Source organism: Pedobacter sp. Leaf250, from assembly GCF_920984735.1.
Classification (GTDB): Bacteria; Bacteroidota; Bacteroidia; order Sphingobacteriales; family Sphingobacteriaceae; genus Pedobacter.
Map to the genome: position 1 here is coordinate 341,158 of NZ_CAKLBU010000001.1, position 20,642 is coordinate 361,799.

19 protein-coding genes and 1 pseudogene are annotated in these 20,642 nt (G+C 42.5%); 11 read left to right on the top strand and 9 right to left on the bottom strand.

Going from position 1 to position 20,642, the window contains the following annotated elements:
* Positions 1-240 (top strand): annotated as a pseudogene (locus LUA91_RS01565) (tyrosine-type recombinase/integrase); the annotation flags it as partial.
* Between the two features lie 126 nt (positions 241-366).
* Here LUA91_RS01565 and LUA91_RS01570 read toward each other — a convergent pair.
* From LUA91_RS01570 to LUA91_RS01600, 7 genes are all read right to left on the bottom strand, one after another.
* Positions 367-1,485: a Gfo/Idh/MocA family protein gene (locus LUA91_RS01570; RefSeq protein ID WP_231424191.1), complete on the bottom strand. Its 1,119-nt coding sequence runs from the start codon at positions 1,483-1,485 to the stop codon at positions 367-369.
* Positions 1,486-2,210: 725 nt separating this feature from the next.
* On the bottom strand, positions 2,211-2,693 hold the full coding sequence (locus LUA91_RS01575; RefSeq protein WP_231424192.1) for a hypothetical protein: 483 nt from the start codon (positions 2,691-2,693) through the stop codon (positions 2,211-2,213).
* A 4-nt stretch (positions 2,694-2,697) separates the two neighbouring features.
* Positions 2,698-3,840, bottom strand: coding sequence for a zinc-dependent alcohol dehydrogenase (locus tag LUA91_RS01580; RefSeq protein ID WP_231424193.1), 1,143 nt, complete (start codon positions 3,838-3,840; stop codon positions 2,698-2,700).
* A gap of 288 nt (positions 3,841-4,128) precedes the next feature.
* The gene (locus LUA91_RS01585; RefSeq protein WP_231424194.1) at positions 4,129-4,458 is read right to left on the bottom strand and encodes a hypothetical protein; all 330 of its coding nucleotides are present in this window, start codon (positions 4,456-4,458) and stop codon (positions 4,129-4,131) included.
* A 314-nt stretch (positions 4,459-4,772) separates the two neighbouring features.
* On the bottom strand, positions 4,773-5,735 hold the full coding sequence (locus LUA91_RS01590) for an SDR family oxidoreductase (protein ID WP_231424195.1): 963 nt from the start codon (positions 5,733-5,735) through the stop codon (positions 4,773-4,775).
* A gap of 47 nt (positions 5,736-5,782) precedes the next feature.
* Positions 5,783-8,296 (bottom strand): excinuclease ABC subunit UvrA, encoded by a 2,514-nt coding sequence (uvrA, locus tag LUA91_RS01595; protein ID WP_231424196.1) that lies wholly within the window; start codon positions 8,294-8,296, stop codon positions 5,783-5,785.
* Positions 8,297-8,321: 25 nt separating this feature from the next.
* Positions 8,322-9,128, bottom strand: coding sequence for an SDR family oxidoreductase (locus LUA91_RS01600; protein WP_231424197.1), 807 nt, complete (start codon positions 9,126-9,128; stop codon positions 8,322-8,324).
* A gap of 138 nt (positions 9,129-9,266) precedes the next feature.
* On the opposite strand from LUA91_RS01600, the gene LUA91_RS01605 reads away from it, so the two are divergent.
* Positions 9,267-10,238 (top strand): NAD(P)H-quinone oxidoreductase, encoded by a 972-nt coding sequence (locus LUA91_RS01605; RefSeq protein ID WP_231424198.1) that lies wholly within the window; start codon positions 9,267-9,269, stop codon positions 10,236-10,238.
* Between the two features lie 148 nt (positions 10,239-10,386).
* Here the strand turns inward: LUA91_RS01605 and LUA91_RS01610 are convergent, their stop codons facing one another.
* Positions 10,387-11,397, bottom strand: coding sequence for a zinc-binding alcohol dehydrogenase family protein (locus LUA91_RS01610; RefSeq protein WP_231424199.1), 1,011 nt, complete (start codon positions 11,395-11,397; stop codon positions 10,387-10,389).
* Positions 11,398-11,792: 395 nt separating this feature from the next.
* On the opposite strand from LUA91_RS01610, the gene LUA91_RS01615 reads away from it, so the two are divergent.
* On the top strand, positions 11,793-12,077 hold the full coding sequence (locus LUA91_RS01615) for a DUF3606 domain-containing protein (protein WP_231424200.1): 285 nt from the start codon (positions 11,793-11,795) through the stop codon (positions 12,075-12,077).
* A gap of 2 nt (positions 12,078-12,079) precedes the next feature.
* Complete coding sequence (locus LUA91_RS01620) at positions 12,080-12,853, top strand: DNA-formamidopyrimidine glycosylase family protein (RefSeq protein ID WP_231424201.1); 774 nt, start codon at positions 12,080-12,082, stop codon at positions 12,851-12,853.
* Between the two features lie 205 nt (positions 12,854-13,058).
* On the opposite strand, the gene LUA91_RS01625 is transcribed toward LUA91_RS01620, so the two are convergent.
* Positions 13,059-14,147 (bottom strand): DUF5700 domain-containing putative Zn-dependent protease, encoded by a 1,089-nt coding sequence (locus LUA91_RS01625; protein ID WP_231424202.1) that lies wholly within the window; start codon positions 14,145-14,147, stop codon positions 13,059-13,061.
* Between the two features lie 538 nt (positions 14,148-14,685).
* Here LUA91_RS01625 and LUA91_RS01630 point away from each other — a divergent pair.
* The 7 genes from LUA91_RS01630 (at position 14,686) to LUA91_RS01660 (ending at position 19,938) form a co-directional block, all read left to right on the top strand.
* Positions 14,686-15,141, top strand: a complete 456-nt coding sequence (locus tag LUA91_RS01630; protein ID WP_231424203.1) for a RadC family protein — start codon at positions 14,686-14,688, stop codon at positions 15,139-15,141.
* Between the two features lie 461 nt (positions 15,142-15,602).
* A complete protein-coding gene (locus LUA91_RS01635; protein ID WP_231424204.1) occupies positions 15,603-16,031 on the top strand; it encodes a LexA family transcriptional regulator in 429 nt (142 codons plus the stop codon).
* Positions 16,015-17,259 (top strand): Y-family DNA polymerase, encoded by a 1,245-nt coding sequence (locus LUA91_RS01640; RefSeq protein ID WP_231424205.1) that lies wholly within the window; start codon positions 16,015-16,017, stop codon positions 17,257-17,259. The genes LUA91_RS01635 and LUA91_RS01640 overlap by 17 nt, the downstream gene beginning before the upstream one ends.
* A 79-nt stretch (positions 17,260-17,338) precedes the next feature.
* On the top strand, positions 17,339-18,019 hold the full coding sequence (locus tag LUA91_RS01645; RefSeq protein WP_231424206.1) for an SOS response-associated peptidase: 681 nt from the start codon (positions 17,339-17,341) through the stop codon (positions 18,017-18,019).
* 185 nt (positions 18,020-18,204) lie between these two features.
* Positions 18,205-18,843 (top strand): class I SAM-dependent methyltransferase, encoded by a 639-nt coding sequence (locus LUA91_RS01650; RefSeq protein ID WP_231424207.1) that lies wholly within the window; start codon positions 18,205-18,207, stop codon positions 18,841-18,843.
* Positions 18,844-18,890: 47 nt separating this feature from the next.
* Entirely contained in the window at positions 18,891-19,169 is a 279-nt protein-coding gene (locus LUA91_RS01655; RefSeq protein WP_231424208.1) for a hypothetical protein, read from the top strand.
* 238 nt (positions 19,170-19,407) lie between these two features.
* Positions 19,408-19,938, top strand: a complete 531-nt coding sequence (locus tag LUA91_RS01660; protein WP_231424209.1) for an alpha-ketoglutarate-dependent dioxygenase AlkB — start codon at positions 19,408-19,410, stop codon at positions 19,936-19,938.
* Positions 19,939-20,642: the final 704 nt, after the last annotated feature.

Here is a 20,642-nt window from a genome sequence, read left to right on the forward strand (position 1 = left end):
AGGAGTTTAAAGGTAATTGCGCAAAAGGCGGGGGTGCGCAGAGAATTGACCTTTCACGTTGCCAGGCATACATTTGCCACGACTGTGACGTTAGAGAAAGGAATCTCAATTGAGAGCGTGTCGCATATGCTAGGGCACTCAAATATCCGAACGACACAAATTTATTCGAAAGTTAATCAGAAAAAGGTAGCGAATGAGATGAAGTATCTTTTTATGGCCCAGCAGATAGTGATAACATAAGAATAAGTCTTAATATCCCAATTTCATTTTCTTTAATTTTGGTAGTAGGCTGTAATCTATCGCAGCCTGCTATCAATACTATTACGTTTTTAAACGAGGCCAGCTAAATCTGTTACTAAACGTTTTTTAAGTAGTAAGTGGGACTTTTTTGCCTGTTTTAACCGCCTCGAAGATGGCATCAATAATTTTAAGGTCTTTCAAGGCTTCTTCTCCGTTCACTGGAACTATCGGCTTTTTATTTGCAAAAATAATGTCGGCCATTTCGTCCATTTGTACCGTTTGGTGAATGGTTACCGGTTGCGTGAGTTCGCCCTGATGTGTCCTTCCCTTTATCGGACCATAACCGGTTGAGGGCTGCATTTCTGCAAATCCTTTGTCACCACTTAGAAAAAATCTATCTAGATGATTAATGTTGTAGCTAGATAAGCAGGATGCTACAGCACCACTGGTGAAACCGAGTTGGAATTGAATGGTTTCATCAACACCAACTTTAAATTTTACCGGATCCGTTTTGGTTTCCTGAGCGGTCACCCAAATCGGTTCTTCACCCACCATATACCTCGCTCCATTAAGTGCATAAATCCCGATATCCATCATTGATCCGCCGCCAGCTAGCGCTTTGTTTAAACGCCACTGTTTAGGATCCCCTGCTTTAAAACCACATTGCCCCTGGAAAAACATCACCTTACCAAATTCTCCGGCATTTCGCATCCGGATCACTTCCAATGTGCGTGGCTCAAAATGCATTCTGTAGCCAACCAGCAATTTTACATCTGCTTTTTTACAGGCGTCTATCATCTCTTGTCCCTCTCTGGCATTTAGCGCCATGGGTTTTTCGCATATCGCGTGTTTCCCCGCATTGGCTACACGGATGACCTGACTATGGTGCAATGCGTTTGGTGTAATCACATAAATCGCATCAATATCCGGATTGTTTTTCACCTGATCGAAGTTGTTATAATTGTAGCAATTTTTTTCAAGGATATTATACTTCGCTTGCCAGTCTTTGATTTTAGAAGGAGTACCACTAATAACACCTACCAGCTTAGCTTTAGTGCAGTCTTTCATTGCTTCGGCGACACGGGTACCATATCCACCCAAACCCATGATAGCAACCCTCAATACTTTTCCCTGGTAGGGCTGTTCATTATCATCTGAAGAATCAGCAAATGTTGATAATGAATTCAATTGCAGCATCAAGGCTGATGCACCTATATTTCGTAAAAAATCTCTTCTGGTATTCATAGTCAGCAATTAAGGATGGATGTAATAATATAAAATACGGATTGTTCCTCATCATTTGGTACATTACTTGATCCGTTGAATTGTGTAAACTAAAATTTAAAGGCTCTTTGTTTTATTTTGGTCGACTTCCAAATCATAAAATCCCTATTCCCGGTTATGCCTTCACTGAAACATGATCATCAAAATGTTCTACCATATTATGTAACGATATTTATTTTAAACCCATTGTCTGTTAAATTCTCCTTTTAACTCGATAATTATGATAACTACCGCGGTGTCATTGATGCTATTCAAATTTTTGATCTTCCCGAAGCTCAATAACTTCATCTTTTTTATATGGTGAGCCTTAAGATCAATGTGTTTAGTGACTACATCACCACTCGGAACTATAAACAATAAATCAAAATTGTAGTTGGTATAATTTTTTACTTTCATGGATACACCATTTTGCTTGAACCAGCTCTTTAAATCTATCTGTGCGTCTATTCGAGCGCTAGTGACATGTTGATAAGGTAATCTATCCTAATAATGTATTAAAACTCCGTTTTATACATCATCTGTGAAAATTATTGTACAAGAAATTAATCAGATTGATTTAGTAGGACTTATCGAAAAACAAAGGTATAATGGGTTCACTTCGTGAATATAACGGCAATCTTTCGAGGATTGCCGTTATGCAGATTGCTATGGTAAGATCAGTTGGTTTTTTAACTGATAACCAGGAGCTATTTTCTTTTTTTAATTAGTGCAATCGATAGTACAGTTGCAGCTATGGTAACCAACGTTTTAGTAGCGAAATTTTTTGCATTATATCGGAGCTCAGATTTTATTCCACGTTCGGCCAGGACATTAGGGAGAATGCCATTACCTATATCTTCGATGATGCCTTCCCAAGCATTAACCCGGTCCGCAAGTATCAGCGGAATCCAGTGTCGGTATCTGTCTTCACTGTGCTTAAAAGCATAACGTCTAATTATTCCGCTTAACCCTGAAGGAGGTACGGTATTTCCGAACACGGCACTATATTGTGGCCTTTCATTGGATTTTAGCAACTCCACGTCAACTTTTTGTTGTTCAGAACGCTCGTAGTTACTTCGCTTATGATCATCTCCCGTATAGTTTTTCATCGGGTAAGTTGGCTCATTATCAATGTCAATATCCATTCCCCATCCCGGGATATTTTTGTAATCTTGGTTTTCAGTTTTCATAGTTTTAGTGTTTGGCTGAAGGAATAAGTACAGTTTTGATACACTCGTCAAGTTTTTTTGAAAATATATTGTATGCATCTGAAATTTCTTCCAGTGGAACCCGATGGGTGATCAGGCCTTTTGGATTTAATCGACCTGCCTGTACATGTTCTATAAGTTTCGGAAGAAGCCTTTTAACAGATGCCTGGTTGGCTCGCAGTGTAATCCCTTTATTCAATACATTACCAATAGGCACGTAATTAAATGGCGGCCCATAAACCCCGACTACCGATACTATTCCTCCTTTTTTTACAGAGTTGATTGCCCACTGTAATGCAGTTGCAGCACCCGCCTGCATCAGGGTTACCTTACCAGTGAAAGTCTGCAGGGTATTACCTTCCGCTTCACAGCCTACACAATCAATACAGACATCCGCACCATACCAGTCTGTGGTTTTTTTAAGGAATACAACCGGATCGGCCATGGATTTAAAGCTGTAAGCTTCGCATTTTGCATAATTTTTGGCAAACTCAAGGCGGTATTCGATATGGTCAATAATGATCACCCGGGCAGCGCCAAAAAACCAGGCACACCTCGCTGCCATTATTCCAATGGGGCCAGCACCGAAAACAACCACAGTGTCACCTTCTTTGATGCCACCCATTTCGGCGGCCTGGTATCCGGTTGGAACCACATCGGTCAGTAAAACGGCATCATCAGGATCCATATCGGCAGGAATGACGGTAGGGCCAAAGTTTGCATATGGAACCCTCACATACTCTGCTTGTCCACCGTTGTAACCTCCTGCGGTATGGGAATAACCAAATATTGCCCCTACAGCCGTAGCCATCGAATTGGATTCATGACAATTGCCGTATAAGCCTTGTTTGCAAAAGTTACACTTACCACAGGCAATATTGAATGGAACCAAAACTTGATCACCAATCTTTATGTTAGTCACAAGTGGACCAATTTCCTCAATAATTCCGATGAACTCATGTCCGAAAGTTGAACCCACGCGGGTATCCGGAACCATACCATGATACAGGTGTAAATCTGAACCACAGATACAAGTTCTGGTAACACGGACAATTGCATCTTCAGGATGAAGGATTTCCGGCATCGGGCGCTGTTCGACGCGTACGCGAAATGGCCCTCTGTAATTCATTGCTAGCATATGATTTGTTTTAAGGTGAAAATGGTACCGGAAAATATTTCTCGGATAATTTGGTAGTGCTTTAGTACTTCTTTAATACCGCAGAAGGAATAGTTTAGACAACGGAGAATTTCTTTCATCTTGTCTGTATCGATCTTACTTAACAACCGTAATCAAATACAGAAGTTTTGTAAATTTCTTTAATGACTAATTTCTGAGCTCTTTAATCGCTGCGGATGTCAAATTAATCAATGAATATTGGATGATCTTTTCCTGGTACGACCAACGCATCAGTACAGCTTAAAAAGATTTATTAAGATCATACCCAGTTGAATCATGTTTTGCCCGTTCCCGATATTCGTTCAAAAATTGCTTCACGCTTTCAGGCGGCTCGTGTTCTGAAAGCATTTTTTTAAGGTCCATATTGTTTGATAGCATTAATTGGAGATTATACTCCCAGTTTAACAATGCTTCTTCAATAGATTTTCCGCAACCATATATTCCGCTCTGCGGATTATTCCCATACAGTGCACAGAAATTATCTTCATTTTTAAATATGATGGGATTGAATTTAGCAGCTGTTCCTTCAAGCACGACCTGGACGATTAATTTTTCTGGAATATTCATCATTTATTGGCTTTAAATCATTTATGCGGTAAGTACTGAAAATATTAGTTATTCACGCTTCTTACACTACCTGAGTATTCAGATTGAGTCGGCATGACCGACCTTCTCGGATTCGATTGATTGTAGTTAATAAGACAACATGCTCTTATTCATTTTGGTTTTATCTGCTGACAAGCTTCTTGCGGGTAAAAATAACTGAAGGCATAGCCTGTTTTTCGGGTACCCTAAAATTGCTTAAACCATCATTGAACGACGCGTAACTTCCTTGCATATAAAGAAAGATCGTTTATCCTCTTCAATAGCGCGCGGTATCATGTCTATATTTTTCTTTTGGTGAACAGCAATGCAAGTAGGGCGATTGTGCCCATCGCTATATATTTATGATGTGATTTGGGCTTGCCCGGGATTCCCCATCCACCATGGGTGGAATGCCCGTAATCTACGCTGTTAAAAACATTTCCGCTGGTAGGCGTGATGCTTTTGGCCTGCTTCAGGTAGGTATTAATTACTACCGATGCAATTCCCCTGGTTAGCGAAGGAAGCAGACCATAGGACAGACGCATCAGGATAGAAAAGCTTCCCACCATTTTTTCTGACCGGGGATGAAGTGATAACTCATAGACCGCATTGGCGAGTCGGAACGGATCATACACGATAGGTCCGGGTTTCAATGCTTTCCCCGTGTAATTAGCGGCATGCTGCATACCCGGAGTGTCAAGAAATCCTGGAAATGCATCGCAGATATGTATACGGGAGTAAGATTTCATTTCTGATTTCAGTGCCGCTGAGAATCCCCGGAGGCCGAACTTTGCAGCGGAGTAGCCTGCTCCATAAGGAACGGGTAGAAAGCCGCCAATGGAGATGTTATTGATCAGAATGCCATGGCCTTGTGATTTAAAGTATGGAAGAACCGCATGTGCACCATTCATATATCCGATCAGATTGGTTTTAATTACTTGTTCGCTTATTTCCATTGGAGTAAGGTCAAATGCTCCGATGGAAAGCACACCCGCGTTATTAATCCATACGTCAATATTCCGGTTCTCTTCAGCAGCAATTCCGGCCAGATTGATTACTTCGTGGTAATTGGAAACGTCGGTTGATATGGCTTTTACAAGCACCCCAAAAGCCCTGCATTCTTCAGCCAGTTCTTCCAGCGCCTTTGAGTGTCGGGCGGCGATGACTAAATCATCACCATTTTTTGCGAATGTCAGAGCGGTGGCTCTGCCGGCACCACTCGAAGCACCGGTGATCACTACATTTCTTTTCATTTTTTCCATATTCTTTTAACCATTTGAAACGGCATTGGTTTGAGGAGATAACCAAACTAACTTTTTGCACTTTGCATCGATGCTAGATAGTGTTTGAGAAAGGGGGCGGTTTTGCTGTCCTTGATCATGGTAAGGCCTTGGGCGACTCCGGAATATACGATATTCCCGCCCTGATCACCTGCTCCCGGACCAATATCTATTATCCAGTCGCTTTGCGCAATCACTTGCATATCGTGCTCCACTACAATCACTGTGTTTCCGGAATCAACAAGATGGTTTAGCTGGATGAGCAACTTTTCGACATCGGAGGGGTGCAGGCCAGTTGTCGGCTCATCGAGAACATAAAGTGCGGAGCCCTTCTGGCTTTTTTGAAGTTCGGTAGCCAGTTTGATGCGCTGTGCCTCGCCCCCCGATAAATCTGTAGCAGATTGTCCGAGTTTGATATAGCCTAAACCTACATCCCCAAGCAATCTAAGGGAACGGTAAATGCCAGGGTCATCATCAAAAAAAGTGCAGGCTTCGTCTACAGTCATCTCCAATACCTCGGCAATGGTCTTTTCTCTAAAGGTCACTTCCAGGGTTTCAGGATTATATCTGGTGCCCTCACAGGTTGGGCAGGGGGTATAGACGCTTGGCAGGAAGAGCAGTTCAACCACAATATAGCCTTCGCCCTGACAGTGCGGACAACGGCCTTTGGCTACATTGAAGGAAAACCGTCCGGCATCATACTTTCTTTTTCTGGCAAGCGGAGTACTGGCGAAACGTTTTCGGACCAGATCAAATAGTCCGGTGTAGGTTGCCAGATTAGATCTGGGCGTCCTTCCAATGGGTTTCTGGTCAACAACAATCAGGCGGGAAATTTTTTCAATTCCGTAGGTGATTTTTCCCTGTACGGGGAGGGGTATTTCGACTAGAGGGAAATCTTTTGTAAGCTCATTATCAATCTCGACCTGCTGTCCAAGGCCATTGGCCACAAGCTCTACCAGTACCTGACTGACCAAGCTGCTTTTTCCGGAACCGGAAATCCCAGTGACGCAGGTCATCACACCCAGCGGAAAATCAATATCCAGACTTTTGATGTTATGGCGGGTTGCCCCGCTCACGCAAAGTTTCGATACAGGTTTCCTTGCTTCAACCAGAACACGTGGTGTTTTATCGAAGAGAAAATCAGCGGTTAGGGAATTACTTGTATTTTTTAATCCTTCCGGTACGCCATTATAGATAATCTGGCCACCGTCAGCGCCGGCTCCCGGTCCGACATCGATGATCCAGTCTGCATGACGGATCACCTCGATTTCGTGCTCAACGACAAAGATGCTGTTGCCGGCTCTTTTGAGTTTATCCAGTATATTAAGCAATGCCCGTGTGTCGGCTGGATGCAGTCCGGCTGAGGGCTCATCAAGAACATATACTACGCCAAAAAGATTGGAATGTACCTGTGTCGCGAGCCTCAGCCGCTGCAGTTCCCCGGGCGAAAGTGTCGGGGTGCTGCGTTCCAGGTCAAGATAGCCTAAACCCAGTTCAAGCATCACTGATAACCTTGAGCTGATGTCGGCGGAAATACGTTGAGTAACAATTTGTTTTTCGTTTTTCGCTGCTTCCCTGGCATAATGGTTAAAAATCCCTGTCAGGGCTGAAAGCGGAAGACGGGACAGTTCCGAGATATCTTTTCCCTCGAATTTAACTGAAAGGGATGCTTTGTTGAGGCGTTTCCCCTCACATAATGGGCAGACAGCACTGATCATGTATTGTCTGACCCTATTTTTCATCAGTTCGGACTGGCTGGAAGAAAACGTTTTGAGAAGATAGGGTTTGGCGCCGATGAAGGTGCCCATATAGTCGGGTGTTTTTTTATCCCGGATCGCTTTTGCGGTTTCCCTGGGCGTAAAGCCAGGATACACCGGAACGGTTGGCGTATCTTCAGTGAAAAGTATCCACTCACGATCATGTTTTGGTAACTCTTTCCATGGGACATCTACGTTATAGCCCATGGAAACCAGAATATCCCGCTGGTTTTGTCCTTGCCATGCTTTGGGCCAGGAGGCAATGGCACCTTCACGAATGCTCAATCGCGGATCAGGAACCATGGTTTGCTCATTGATTTCAAAAACACTGCCCAATCCGTGGCATACTGTGCATGCGCCCTGGGGTGTATTGGGTGAAAATCCTTCCGCGTATATAATGGATTGGTTGTCAGGGTAGTCTCCTGCCCGGGAATAGAGCATGCGCAACAAGTTGGAAAGGGTAGTGACACTTCCTACTGAGGATCGAGTGCTGGCACCGCCCCGCTGCTGCTGAAGCGCTACTGCCGGCGGCAGTCCTTCGATAGAATCTACTTCGGGAACACTCATCTGGTTAAAAAGTCGCCGGGCATAGGGCGAAACGGATTCAAGATAACGTCGCTGCGCTTCGGCATATAACGTTCCGAAAGCCAGCGATGACTTTCCTGATCCGGAAACTCCGGTAAAAACCACCAGTTTATCCCTTGGGATTTCCAGGCTTAGGTTTTTTAAGTTGTGCTCTCTTGCGCCGCGAACGATAATCATTTTTTTACTGCTTCTTTCTGCCATAGCGGTTACAAGGACTATTATATTCTCATGATGATTTCTTATTGGTATCTGCGGGCTCCTGCACTTTTTCCATTTGGGCAGCCTGCATGCTATCAGGTGTAAGATTTCCCAAAGCCACCTGTACTTTATTTTTAAAGCCTGAAACCACCATATCCTTTCCTGCCAGTAAAGCTTCATAACCGTCTTTTGCAACAACTGCCGGATCTGCCAGTTCTCCCTGTTGAACGATTTTTGATTCTAGCATATCTGCTTTGTTGAAGAAGTCCGTGTCTGTAGCTCCTGGCAAAAGTGAAGTAACGCTTACCCCTGTGTCTTTCAGCTCGTTGCGGATGGCCTCGTTGAAAGAATGCACAAATGCCTTTGTGCCGTGATATACGGCTTGATATGGCCCCGGGGCTTTTCCTGCTACAGAGGCAACATTGAGTATCTTACCTGATCCCCGGCTCACCATATCTTTGAGAAAGAGCTTGGTTAAGGTAACCAGTGAAGAGATGTTCAGCTGGATGATGTCAAGTTCCCGTTCCAGCTCGTTGTCTGTGAATTTACCATACACGCCCTGGCCAGCATCATTTACCAATACTTCTACTTGAAGGCCTAATGCACTGACCTGCTGGTATACCTCCTGGGCATTTCCGGCTATGAACAAATCGGTGCTAATGGTTACTACTTCTACGCCTTCGGCTTTCAGCATTCCAGCAGTAGCATTGAGTTTTTGTTCGTCGCGTGCGACAAGGATCAGATTGGATTGATCCCGGGCAAACAGTTTAGCCAGTTCCAGTCCGATTCCGCTGGTGGCACCGGTAATGAGCGCAAATTTTTTTCTGTTTTCCATATTTTCAATTTAAGATGTAATGGAAGAACATTACCTGCCGCAAAAAGATTTATGTTTAGTGCATTTATTATTTTGGTTTTATTGGTATGCGAATTGTCCGTATCATAAAAAACAATTTAACCTTCAAAAAACCATATTATGAAAGCAGTTCAAATCACTCGCCCAGGCAGGCCAGGTGTCTTAAAGTTGGTAGATTATGCTGATCCTTCTCCCTCAGATCTACAGGTGAGAATAGCAGTCAAAGCCGCCGGCCTGAACCGGGCAGATATGGCACAGCGCCAAGGGAAATATCCGCCGCCAGCAGGCGTTCCGGAAGAAATTCCCGGACTTGAGGTCGCTGGTGTAGTAGTTGAATGTGGCAAAAATGTAAGCCAGTGGAAGTTAGGTGATAAAGTATGTGCATTGCTTGCCGGAGGGGGATATGCAGAACAGGTGGTAGTAGAGGAAGGACAATGTTTATCTATACCAGAGCACTTGTCCTTTGCCGAGGCGGCCAGCCTGCCTGAGGCCATCTTTACGGTTTGGTCAAATGTTTTTCAAAGAGGCGCATTGAAAAAAGATGAACATTTTTTAGTTCACGGTGGCAGCAGCGGCATCGGCATTACGGCTATACAGCTGGCCAAGGCATTCGGGGCAAAGGTCTTTGTAACAGTAGGTTCCGATGAGAAAGCAAAAGCCTGTATTGCACTCGGTGCAGACATTGCTATTAATTATAAAACTCAGGACTTTCAGAAGCTACTCGCTCCGGAAGGTGTCAATGTGGTTCTTGATATGATAGGAGGAAGTTATTTACAGCGTAACATTGCCATAATGCGTCCGGAGGGCCGCCTGGTTTATATCAATGCGATGGAGGGAAATTCCCCGCAAATCAGTATTGCCGAAGTGATGAAAAAGCGGTTGACCATTACCGGAAGTACGCTCAGGGGAAGGGAATATACATTCAAAAAACAGCTTGCAGAAGAAATTAAGGAGCAGGTATGGCCATTATTGAACACTGGTCAATTGAAACCGCTTATTTACAAAACTTTTAGTTTTGAGGATGTCATCCAGGCGCATGAACTGATGGAGTCCGGCGGACATATCGGGAAAATTGTTTTGGTGCATGAATAGTCCAGTACGCGATTCATATCCAGCGCCCTATTGGTAGAAATTGGAATCCAAATCAGCTCGATTGCTAATAAAAGCTAATCTGGATTCCAAACAGGATAGCGGCCCAGATGACTCAGGTTGTAATTCTAAATGTATCCTGCATCATGCATTAATATTCTATGACTATCTTACCGATGGACTTACCACTTTCCAGCAACCCGTGGGCCCGTTTCAGATTCTCGGTGCTAAATCCAAAAAAGCACTGATTGATTGTGGAGGTAATTGTTCCATTTTCAAAAAGTGTCGCAGCCTGGTTCAGAATGTGGTGCTGACGGCTCATGTCTTCTGTCTGAAACATTGATCTGGTAAACATCAGCTCCCAGTGAAAGCTGACACTTTTTCCTTTTAACGCCTTTAAATTTACACTTTCTACCGGGTCGCTGATCGATCCGATCTGACCTTGTGGCTTGATGAGCGTAACCATGGCATCCCAATACATATTAACGTCCACAAAGTCAACTATAAAGTCTACCTGTTGAAAACCGGCCTGTTGAACTTCCTCAACGAGGTTCTGGTGATTCACTACAAAATCTGCGCCCTGTTGCTTACACCATTCTTGACTTTCGGCCCGGGAGGCGGTAGCGATGACGGTTAATCCGGCTATCCGCTTTGCGATTTGAATGGCAATAGATCCTACGCCGCCTGCGCCACCGATGATAAGCAATGACTTGCCGCTGTCACTTTGATTGATCCGGATCCGGTCGAAAAAAAGTTCCCAGACCGTAAGAAGGGTTAGGGGCATGGCGGCGGCCTCTGCCCAGGAAAGGTTCTTGGGTTTTCTACCCACAATACGCTCATCCACCAGTTGATATTCTGCATTACTGCCGCTTTTGGTGATATCACCTGCATAATACACGTGGTCTCCCTTTTCGAATAGAGTGACCTCGCTTCCGGTGTCTTCAACAATACCCACCGCATCCCAGCCAATTACTTTGGTTTGCTCAAGAACCTTATCTTTCGCGCTGCTCTGCCGAACTTTATAATCTACCGGATTGACGCTTATCGCGATGATTTTAACCAGCAAATTTCTGCCTCTGGCTTCGGGTTTTTCTGTTTCGAAGGAGATAAAGCTTTCTTCTTCGCTAATTGGTAACGATTTTCTAAATCCTATTGCTTTCATTGAAATATTCTGAGGTAGTGATTGGTGTAAACTGCTGAAAAGTGATTAGTTGTAGGTTTATTGCAAAAAGTAAATCCAACTACTAAATTAATGCCTTACAACTTTAGTAACGATAATAGTTGCGTCATATTCAAAAGTTTTAGTCTTTTAATCCATACACGGCTGTTGTTTTTTTTAAAAAAACAAATTGCATCATTAGTGGTGCTAAAGTTATTTCGGCAGCTCCAATGCATTTATGCACGATTTCGCAAGTTTATGTCTGATAACAATTTTTCAAGGGCAGAAATCAGAATTTTTTTGATCACGCTTACTGTCTGGGGCCCGTGGTACCAAAAACCAATTGCATGATCGGTGTGTTGTAAGAATAACTATCAATTGACTTATAAAAAACAATCATGGAAATTCCAATTACTGAAGATAATTCTGAAAATCTAAAGGGCAGATCGGGTAAAATGGTTGGTCATATGCAGGAGGAAATGGACCGCAACACACTGGAAAGTGATGAAGATACCCTCGAAGCGGAAAGTTTTGGTGCCACTACCGGAATAATAAATGCTGATGATCCAAATGACCTCGATCATTGGGCGATAGAATTCCAGATAAGCGTACCAGATTTGAAAGCGGCCATTGTACTCCACGGCAATAAAATAGCAGACGTAAAGAAATATTTAAGCGTTTAACAATGGCTGAATTACCAGATCTTTCTGTCTTTGCAAAGATACTCTACCGGCGTTTTCAGGGCAAGACTTTGGAGAAAATGGAAGTGACCGTTGCTAAAAAGCTAAATGTCAGTGTGAAAGAATTTACGCATTGTCTCGAAGGACAGCGGCTTGAAAACGTATCCCGCGAGGGAAAAACGCTTCAACTGCATTTCTCTGCCAACCAGGTGTTGGGTATCCACCTGATGCTTCGCGGTAAACTGGTTTCGCTAGAGGTAGATGAGACCCCGAAATATCAGATACTGGGATTTCATTTTAAAGGAGGAGAAGGTTTTGCGGTCGTGGACCTTCAAAAACAGGCCACTCCAACCCTCAATCCCCAGCCTACAACGGTTCCTGATGCACTGGAAATGGATGAAGCGTATTTTCTCAATCTGTTCTCCAGAAAGAGGAGAAACGTGAAAACCCTGATGATGGATCAGGGGGAAATGCGTGGGATTGGTAACTCCTATGCTGATGAGATTTTATACCACGCTGGAATCTCACCTTTTTCGATAGCAAAGGCCATTCCTAGAAATGAAGTGAAAAAGCTCTACAAGAGCCTGCATCACGTGCTGAAGAAAGCGATCAGGGATATAGAAATGGAGAACGGCGATGAACTTAAGGGGGAGCTCCGTGATTTCATGCGTATACACGGGGCCGGGATAAAAGAAACTGCAAAGGGTGAAGAAGTCTTAAGTGACAGGATCGTTGGACGCAAGACTTATTTTGTAAAATCGCAGCATCTATACAATTGATATATCGTGGCTGCAGATAGGGCAATATAATATCATCCAAAAAAATAATGCTATTATTTCCAGTACTCATCATCACGATCACTACGAAAATAACGATAGCGCTGATGCTTATATTGACCATCAGAAAGTACATTCCATAGGAGATATCTCGCTGTTCATATCACCTGATCAAATTTTGTTCTTCGTAATCCCTCGCTGAAAAAAGCTAGATACTTTTAATGTACTTAGCCCTCAGATTTTTGATGTTTTTTATTGCTGCTGCTGAGAAACGGTAAGGCTTATCTTTGTCTCGTCTGGACGCTTGGTCATAAATTAAAAAAAATGAGAAAGGATCATCGAGTGATTTTAAAAGTTTACTTTTGAGGCCATTTTTTTCAATATAATGTGATAGGTATGTCCCGGGAACATGACCACTTGAAAACGGTGTTCCCTTAAAGTAATCTCTGGTGCGCAAATTTTTCCAACTAGCTGCACCCTGCTGAAACAGAGAATCCATTCGTGGAAGTATTTTCTTGCCCTGGTCAAAAAATTCCTGGAAGTATCTTTGGCTAGGCAATAACTTAGTTGCGGTATCAGTCATATATTTTTTATCTACCATATCCGCTGCCCCCTCATTGAGTATCCTGTACATCGCCATTACAGCACTTTCATCTCGTGGCTCTATATTAAATTTTGGTTGAGGGCGAAGCATATGGTGAAGTTCATGTCCGCCCAATGCACCCATTTTATTCTGATCATTTTTGAAAGCACAGAGCAGCGTGTAAATGATCAGATCTTCCTGCGCATGTGCATCATTATGAATAGGAATAATAGCTACTTTCAGATCTGGCAGCGTTTTATGGGAAGTTTTTGGAAGCGCCGAATAGGCATATTGATAAGAGGTTTCGAAGTAAGACTTAGGATTTGCATCAATTTTTTTAAGATATGCTTTCATATCCTCCTCGTTGATTTTATACTGATTAATCATATAGGTAAGCCAATAGGAAGCTGGATCAGCAAGTCGTTTCTTCAACCGATCGGCATTTTGTGGCATATACACGATTTGCATATTCTTACGATAGGACTCAAAATACTGGTCATCTACACCCTGATCAGCCATATAATCCTTAATGGCTTTGTCAGAAAGAAATGTTCCCCAGGTCGACCGGTCTAAGGTATCGCCATTTTTAAGTTTCGCAGTGATTTCAAAATATTTATAACACGTTGAATCTACAAAGGACTGGGCAGAAGACGTTAGGGTTAATACTATAAGCCCTAAGATGATGATGCCTAAAAAATGATTTGGTTTACTCACTGCTATGTTGGTTTGGTTTCGGTTCCAAACATACAAAAGCAAATGTTGGTTTTTAAATCCAAAAACTTTCTGGAATAAGATTCTTTGATTTTCCTTTGAAGATTATTCAGTCATCCATTGAAAAAAAGTCTGATGAGCAGAATGCCTTGAATATTGAAGCATTATTTTGAGATATATTCATGATAAGAATCCAACAAAACACTAATCTAAACGGTCTTAGCAGCTCTACATTCTATCTATCATCCAGTTTGATTAGATGATCTGGTTTCTTAAAACCAGGAAAGAGCGTAAAATAACTTGTAAAATGATGGAGAATGATAAGCTATTAGCATGACAATATTGAATACCTGATACGATTATTTTTTAGTCTAACGATCCAATTCCGCCACAAATTTAAGGTCCAGTTGCGGCACGCAAAGGAATTTCCGGCATAAACCCGCCTTGGCCTTTTCAGCTAAAGTCCATTTATTCCGTTCCTCCTTTTGCTTTGGCGCTGGAACTGAACCTTGTAGTGCACCATAATTAAATCTTAAATATTATGGAAAAGCAAGTTTTTAAAGTTTCAGAAATTGAAATCAGTTACCGCCCGGCATTTAAACTTTCGGAAAAACCTAAAGTGACTTCATCTCGTATCGCTTACTCGATATTTGATCAGAGTTGGGATCGCAATAGGATGGAATTACTGGAAGAGTTCAAGGTGATGCTCCTGAATCGGCAAAACAGGGTACTGGGCGTACTGAATGTTGCTCAGGGTGGTTTATCCGAAGTGATGGTCGATCCGAAGGTCATCTATTCGGCGACATTAAGGGCTTTTGCGAGCGGGATTATCCTCAGCCACAATCATCCAAGTTCGGAACTTAAGCCGAGTGATGCGGATATAAAATTAACCAGGAGATTGTCAGAAGGCGGAAAGCTGTTGGGGATTGAGGTGCTTGATCACATTATCATTTCAGCTTATGGATTCTATAGTTTTATGGACGAAGGAATGATGTGATTGATGATCTTTAGCTTAATCTGTTGACGAGACTGGTCAATGAAAATCGCAAGTGCAATCTGCAGCTTTTGCGATTCAGCGTTTTGACTACACTTCTTTTTGAGCACGCGTAAGCCACAATAAGTGTTTTATTAATTCAGGTGATAATAAGCATATAATTAATTGTCTTGTCATCTGATTGAACCTTGATGGGCACTCGTAATTTTTTGATCCCAAAATAAAACAAGGCCTGTTGTCACCCCTGGATAGATCTATTTCAATGCCATACAAATTTTTAAGGGCTCAGCCCAGACTTGAGAGCCTGGATTTCTGAATGCTAATTATCAACTTTTGAAGGGGAATAGCCTAGTATATTAAAACTTCCATTTCAGAAATCTTGCGTTACTAAAAAATCAATCATAAAAAATTTGTAATACTAAAAATATTAGTATAAGTTTGTACTGCATTAAGGCAGGGTATTTATGATCAGGACGTTTGAAAATAGAGCAGAGCAAAAGATTTCGGGTTTTCAGTCTCCGGCTGCGGATTATTTGGAGGGGCGGCTTGACATCGCCTCTACGTTGGTCGTGGATCCTCATTCCACATTCTATTTTCAAATGAAAGGGGATGCCTTGGCTTCGATCGGCATTCATGACGGGGATATTCTGATCATTGACCGCAGTTTAAACCCTAAACATGGCGCTGTTGTCGTCGCCTTTGTGAATGGAAACTTTACTTGCCGGATTTATCAGGTCGCTGGTAATGTTCCGGCACTTAGAAACGATAATGATGTTGTCTTCCAGACAGAAATAAATACCTTGCAGGTCTGGGGTGTAGTAACCTCAATCTGCAGGAACGTATTACCCAAATCACTTAAAAACGGGAAGTACCGCCATGTTTGCGCTCTGTGACTGTAATAACTTCTACGCCTCCGCCGAGCGTCTGTTTCGCCCAGAGTTACAAGGCAAGCCCATTGTGGTATTAAGCAACAATGATGGCTGTGTCATTGCCAGAAGTGAAGAAGCAAAAGCCTGCGGTATCAGGATGGGGGATCCTGAATTTTTGGTTAGAGACCTGATTAAAAAATTTCAGATCAATGTCTTTTCCAGTAACTATGTGCTTTATGGTGATATGAGTGAACGCGTGATGCACCAGCTTGGCCGGTGGTTCCCCCGACTTGATGTTTATAGCATCGACGAAGCCTTCGGCTGGCTTGGCGGTATCAATAACTTAAATTCCTATGCCCCGAGAATCAGGACATCAGTAATGCAGAATACCGGTATCCCCGTATCCATTGGTGTGGCACCGACCAAAACCCTCGCTAAACTTGCGAATAAGCTCGCTAAAAAACACAACGGTGTTTTGGTATTGGATACTGATCAAAAAATTGCCTCCGCCATAAAAGACTTTCCTGTGCATGATTTGTGGGGAGTGGGCAGACAATACTATAAAAAATTTGAGGAACTGAAGAAAGAAACTGTCGCACAGTTAAGGGAAATGCCTGAAATGTGGTTTAAGCAAAATATGACTATCATGGGCCAGCGCATGTACAATGAGTTATGGGGCAGGCCAGCCATCCCGCTGGATGAAATCCGTGAGGCAACCAAAGGGATTACGGTCAGCCGTTCGTTTAGGAACTACATCGAAAGCCCTGAGGTCCTCTCAGAAGCATTGACGCTTTATGCCAGCAGACTGGCTGAGAAGCTGATGGCGCAGGAGCTTCGTTGTATGTACCTACAGGTGTTTTTATATACCAATAAAAACCGCGAAGATCATCCACAGCATTTTCCCAGCCATACGCACAAATTGCTCATCGCCAGTAACAGTACCACTGACCTGGTGAGCATTGCGGTAAAGGTAGCGCAGAAACTTTTTAGGTATGGCATCAAGTATCGAAAGGCCGGGGTGATCGCCACGGGGCTTATCCCGGAAAGTGAACTTCAGCTTAACATGTTTTCAGACCACGATGGTGGCAAGAAAGATACGGTCTCTGCAGTCCTGGATAAGCTTAATCTTGCCTATGGCAGGGGAACGCTTAGAATGGCAACTGAAGGATTTGAAAAAAAATGGAGACTCAAACATGAATACCTTTCAAAGGGTTACACCACACGCTGGAGTGATATTATAAAAGTGATTTAAATTAAACGTCCAAATCAATAATAAACGGCCTCAATAGCCAAAAATCTAGGAATAAAACAAAAGTAAAGGAGACATAGCGATGTGCGGAAGAACACTGATCGGCGAGAGTAAAGCGATGGCGGCAAAAGCAGGCCTCATCTTAGGCGGGGAAGCAAAACCAAAAGATACCAATCGTCCCCCGGGCACCGATATGCCTGTCATTCTGGATGCCCGTCCGGGTAAACTCCATTATATCAAATGGGGTCTGATCCCATCTTATTCCAGCGAGGGTCCGAAGTTTAATACCACCTATTGCCGCATCGAAACCATGCAGTCTTTGCCCACTTATAAACACCTGGTCGGTAGGCGTCACTGCGTCTTTGTTGTCGAAGGTTTTTATGAATGGGACAGGAGTAATGCCGAGAAACAACCTTACTTTTTTCAACGCCAGGATAAAGCGCTGATGCTCATTGCTGGTTATTGGGACAGTTGGAAAGATCCAAGGACCGGCATCGTCATTCCGTCTTGTACCATGATCATGCAGCCCGCCAATGAATTTATGTCCAGGATCCACGATCGAATGCCCTGCATGCTCTCTCAGGCTGAAAGCGCCATCTGGCTCGACAGGGAACTTCCGGTCACAGAACGGTTGAAGGTTTTGCACTCTGTGGATAATGAATTGCTGAAAGGCTGGCAGGTCGATAAAAAAATAAACAATTCCAGAAATAAGGACGAGGACAACAATAAGCCCTCAGGCCCCGATCTAACCTTATTCAATTAAAATCGGTGGATAACAAATGTGACTTTTCAAAACAAATGGAATGGCACGTTGTTGTTTTCCTACATTTTACTTATGAGTAAATAGTTAACTTCAGAATTAATAATTTAAAGGCGGTCGGGAGATAGCCTTTTTTTGTTTCACCTCTTTGCAAAGTAATGGTATTCGATTAATATCATTTTTTATATTTGCCTGTACACATGAACGGAACACAGGATATACAGGAAGCTTTTGGAAACATAGATATTTATCTTTTTGATCAATTGCTTAAGGGCACTTATCAAAATTGTCATACCGTCCTGGATGCGGGTTGCGGAACAGGCCGAAATCTGATTTACTTTCTAAAAAATGGATATGATGTACATGGGGTTGATCATTATGCTGAATCCATTAATGAAATAAAACGCTTTGTTAAAAACACTTTAAAATCAAGGGCTTCTGAAAATTTTCATATCGCTCCGGTAGAGAATATGCCCTTTGAAAATGAAAAATTTGACCTGGTGATCAGCAGTGCCGTTTTACACTTTGCGCTAAGTCTCGGGCATTTCGAGGAGATGTTAGGCGAGATGTGGCGTGTACTCAAACCCGGTGGTTATCTGTTTTGCAGATTGGCCTCGGATATTGGGATCGAGTCCTCCGTGCGTTTTATCGGAAACGGAAGATACATCATGCCTGACGAGTCCGAACGCTTCCTGGTCAATCAGGAAATGCTTATCCGTCTAACCAAAAAGCTTGGCGGGATGTTGCATGAGCCTATAAAAACTACTAACGTGCAGAATTTGCGAAGCATGACTACATGGTGCGTGAGGAAAATGGACAATGACTAATTTGTTTATATAAGAAATATATTTAAAGGTGATCAATTATGGCTTGCATGACGCCCGCTGAGCTTGCACTGGCAGCTCGAAAATTGGAAGCGCTATTTAGAAATTTCAATATCCTTCTTAAAGTAAGTCTTCCAAATATTATTGCCATCCATCTGCCATACGAGATTTCCTTTAAGGATAAAAGGGCTATGGAAGACTTCGGTTATCAGTCATTAACGGCCGCAGGCATACAATTATATTCGGACTTGGAATTGGTGTTTATAGATTCCGCTAAGCGTGAAACCAGCGTAATGTTAACAGGGATACCTAAAGGGGATATAAATTGATAGTGATGTTGGGATTTAATTTTTCAAAACTTTTAATGCCTTCATATTTATATTCAATAGTCATTCATTGTTATTCGTGAAAATCATTTGATATAAATCTCAACAGGTAAAACAGTTTCTGCATTTTACACATTATCATGCTATGAAAACAGCGGTGCCAGGATTATTTCTATTTCCGGATTTTATAGATGAAAGAAAAGAACAAGATCTTCTTGATGAGATAGACAGCAGAGTATAGATGGTGGATTACGCCCGTAGGCTACAATACTATGGATACAGAAATGAGTTGGAAAGTCCTTATGATCTGGTACCGTTCCCGGTGCCACTTCCGGGTCAAATCCTCCTGTTGTCAGAAAATATTACCAGAGAGGGTATTTTGGATCATTTATCTGACCAGGTTATCATTAATGAATATATGCCGGGTGAAGGAATCATGCCACATAAAGACCGCAACTATTACGAAAATCAGATATGCGGGGTGAATCTGGGGAGCGGTTGTGTAATGAGATTTATAAAAGGTGCGAATTTGGAGGCAATAGATGTCGAGATCCCAAGGCGTTCTATATATGTGATGCAGGACGATGCCCGGAAAACGTGGAGTCATGGGATACCTCCAAGGAAGAAAGACGTGACAAATGGTGTTATCCATCAACGGGAAAGAAGGGTATCAATTACCTATCGAAAGGTGAAGATGTCTAGGGTTCATCCACTCAATCCCGATGGGAAGGTGGCAGGGATGTTACAGCAGCTGTTCGGTATTAGCTCATAAGCCGTCGGATAAATGGTTGAATGCTTTACTCAAGGCTTAATTATTTAATTCTTTATTCAAGAAAATAGGACGGACCAGTATGTAGAAGCCGATTTGATATTCTTCTGATGTGGATTACCTTTCGGATTTTGCTTAAAGTTTCCAGCTGTATTTATGCTGTAGCAACTCAGGTCAAGTGCATAAATTCCAAAAGTGGAGTTTAGGTGATGTTATTTTGATATTGAGCTTTGTAGCTTTGAGAAGCACTGAAATACACAATATTCTGAATCACTCCACTAATAGATTTCAGTTGTTTTATTTAAAAGGTATTGCGACTGAAAAGTGTTCATTTAGTCATCTTAAAATGACATGGGTAAAAGCGATTGCCATCGCTGATCCGATGTTTCCAAACTATTCTTCTGATGCTGATTCAATGGGCGTCATCGTGATGCATATAATGGTTGATTGAGTCGTTGCTGAGCCGTTGTAACTCATTTACAACTTGTCTGGGATTTATATTTCTATTTTTGACGAATAATGAATTGCGTTTTATTTTCATGATCGAACGGGGTCATGCATAAACAGCATAGTTTTGATACCCTGGTTTTTTAAGTTAGGTGTAAACCTTTGGTTTTAGCAAAAGAAAGTTGTCCAGGTTCAAAATGCAACCTTCCAACGCGCCTTCAAATCTTTTTATGAATAATCGCGATTTATCATTATGAAAT

Coding starts and splice junctions, on each gene's coding strand:
- LUA91_RS01590 (WP_231424195.1), bottom strand. CDS start 5,735: ATGGAAAAAATGAAAAGAAATGTAGTGATCACCGGTGCTTCGAGTGGT.
- LUA91_RS01605 (WP_231424198.1), top strand. CDS start 9,267: ATGAAAGCAGTTCAAATCACTCGCCCAGGCAGGCCAGGTGTCTTAAAG.
- LUA91_RS01580 (WP_231424193.1), bottom strand. CDS start 3,840: ATGAATTACAGAGGGCCATTTCGCGTACGCGTCGAACAGCGCCCGATG.
- LUA91_RS01620 (WP_231424201.1), top strand. CDS start 12,080: ATGGCTGAATTACCAGATCTTTCTGTCTTTGCAAAGATACTCTACCGG.
- uvrA (WP_231424196.1), bottom strand. CDS start 8,296: ATGGCAGAAAGAAGCAGTAAAAAAATGATTATCGTTCGCGGCGCAAGA.
- LUA91_RS01600 (WP_231424197.1), bottom strand. CDS start 9,128: ATGGAAAACAGAAAAAAATTTGCGCTCATTACCGGTGCCACCAGCGGA.
- LUA91_RS01585 (WP_231424194.1), bottom strand. CDS start 4,458: ATGATGAATATTCCAGAAAAATTAATCGTCCAGGTCGTGCTTGAAGGA.
- LUA91_RS01655 (WP_231424208.1), top strand. CDS start 18,891: ATGACGCCCGCTGAGCTTGCACTGGCAGCTCGAAAATTGGAAGCGCTA.
- LUA91_RS01615 (WP_231424200.1), top strand. CDS start 11,793: ATGGAAATTCCAATTACTGAAGATAATTCTGAAAATCTAAAGGGCAGA.
- LUA91_RS01610 (WP_231424199.1), bottom strand. CDS start 11,397: ATGAAAGCAATAGGATTTAGAAAATCGTTACCAATTAGCGAAGAAGAA.
- LUA91_RS01635 (WP_231424204.1), top strand. CDS start 15,603: ATGATCAGGACGTTTGAAAATAGAGCAGAGCAAAAGATTTCGGGTTTT.
- LUA91_RS01640 (WP_231424205.1), top strand. CDS start 16,015: ATGTTTGCGCTCTGTGACTGTAATAACTTCTACGCCTCCGCCGAGCGT.
- LUA91_RS01575 (WP_231424192.1), bottom strand. CDS start 2,693: ATGAAAACTGAAAACCAAGATTACAAAAATATCCCGGGATGGGGAATG.
- LUA91_RS01570 (WP_231424191.1), bottom strand. CDS start 1,485: ATGAATACCAGAAGAGATTTTTTACGAAATATAGGTGCATCAGCCTTG.
- LUA91_RS01645 (WP_231424206.1), top strand. CDS start 17,339: ATGTGCGGAAGAACACTGATCGGCGAGAGTAAAGCGATGGCGGCAAAA.
- LUA91_RS01660 (WP_231424209.1), top strand. CDS start 19,408: ATGGTGGATTACGCCCGTAGGCTACAATACTATGGATACAGAAATGAG.
- LUA91_RS01630 (WP_231424203.1), top strand. CDS start 14,686: ATGGAAAAGCAAGTTTTTAAAGTTTCAGAAATTGAAATCAGTTACCGC.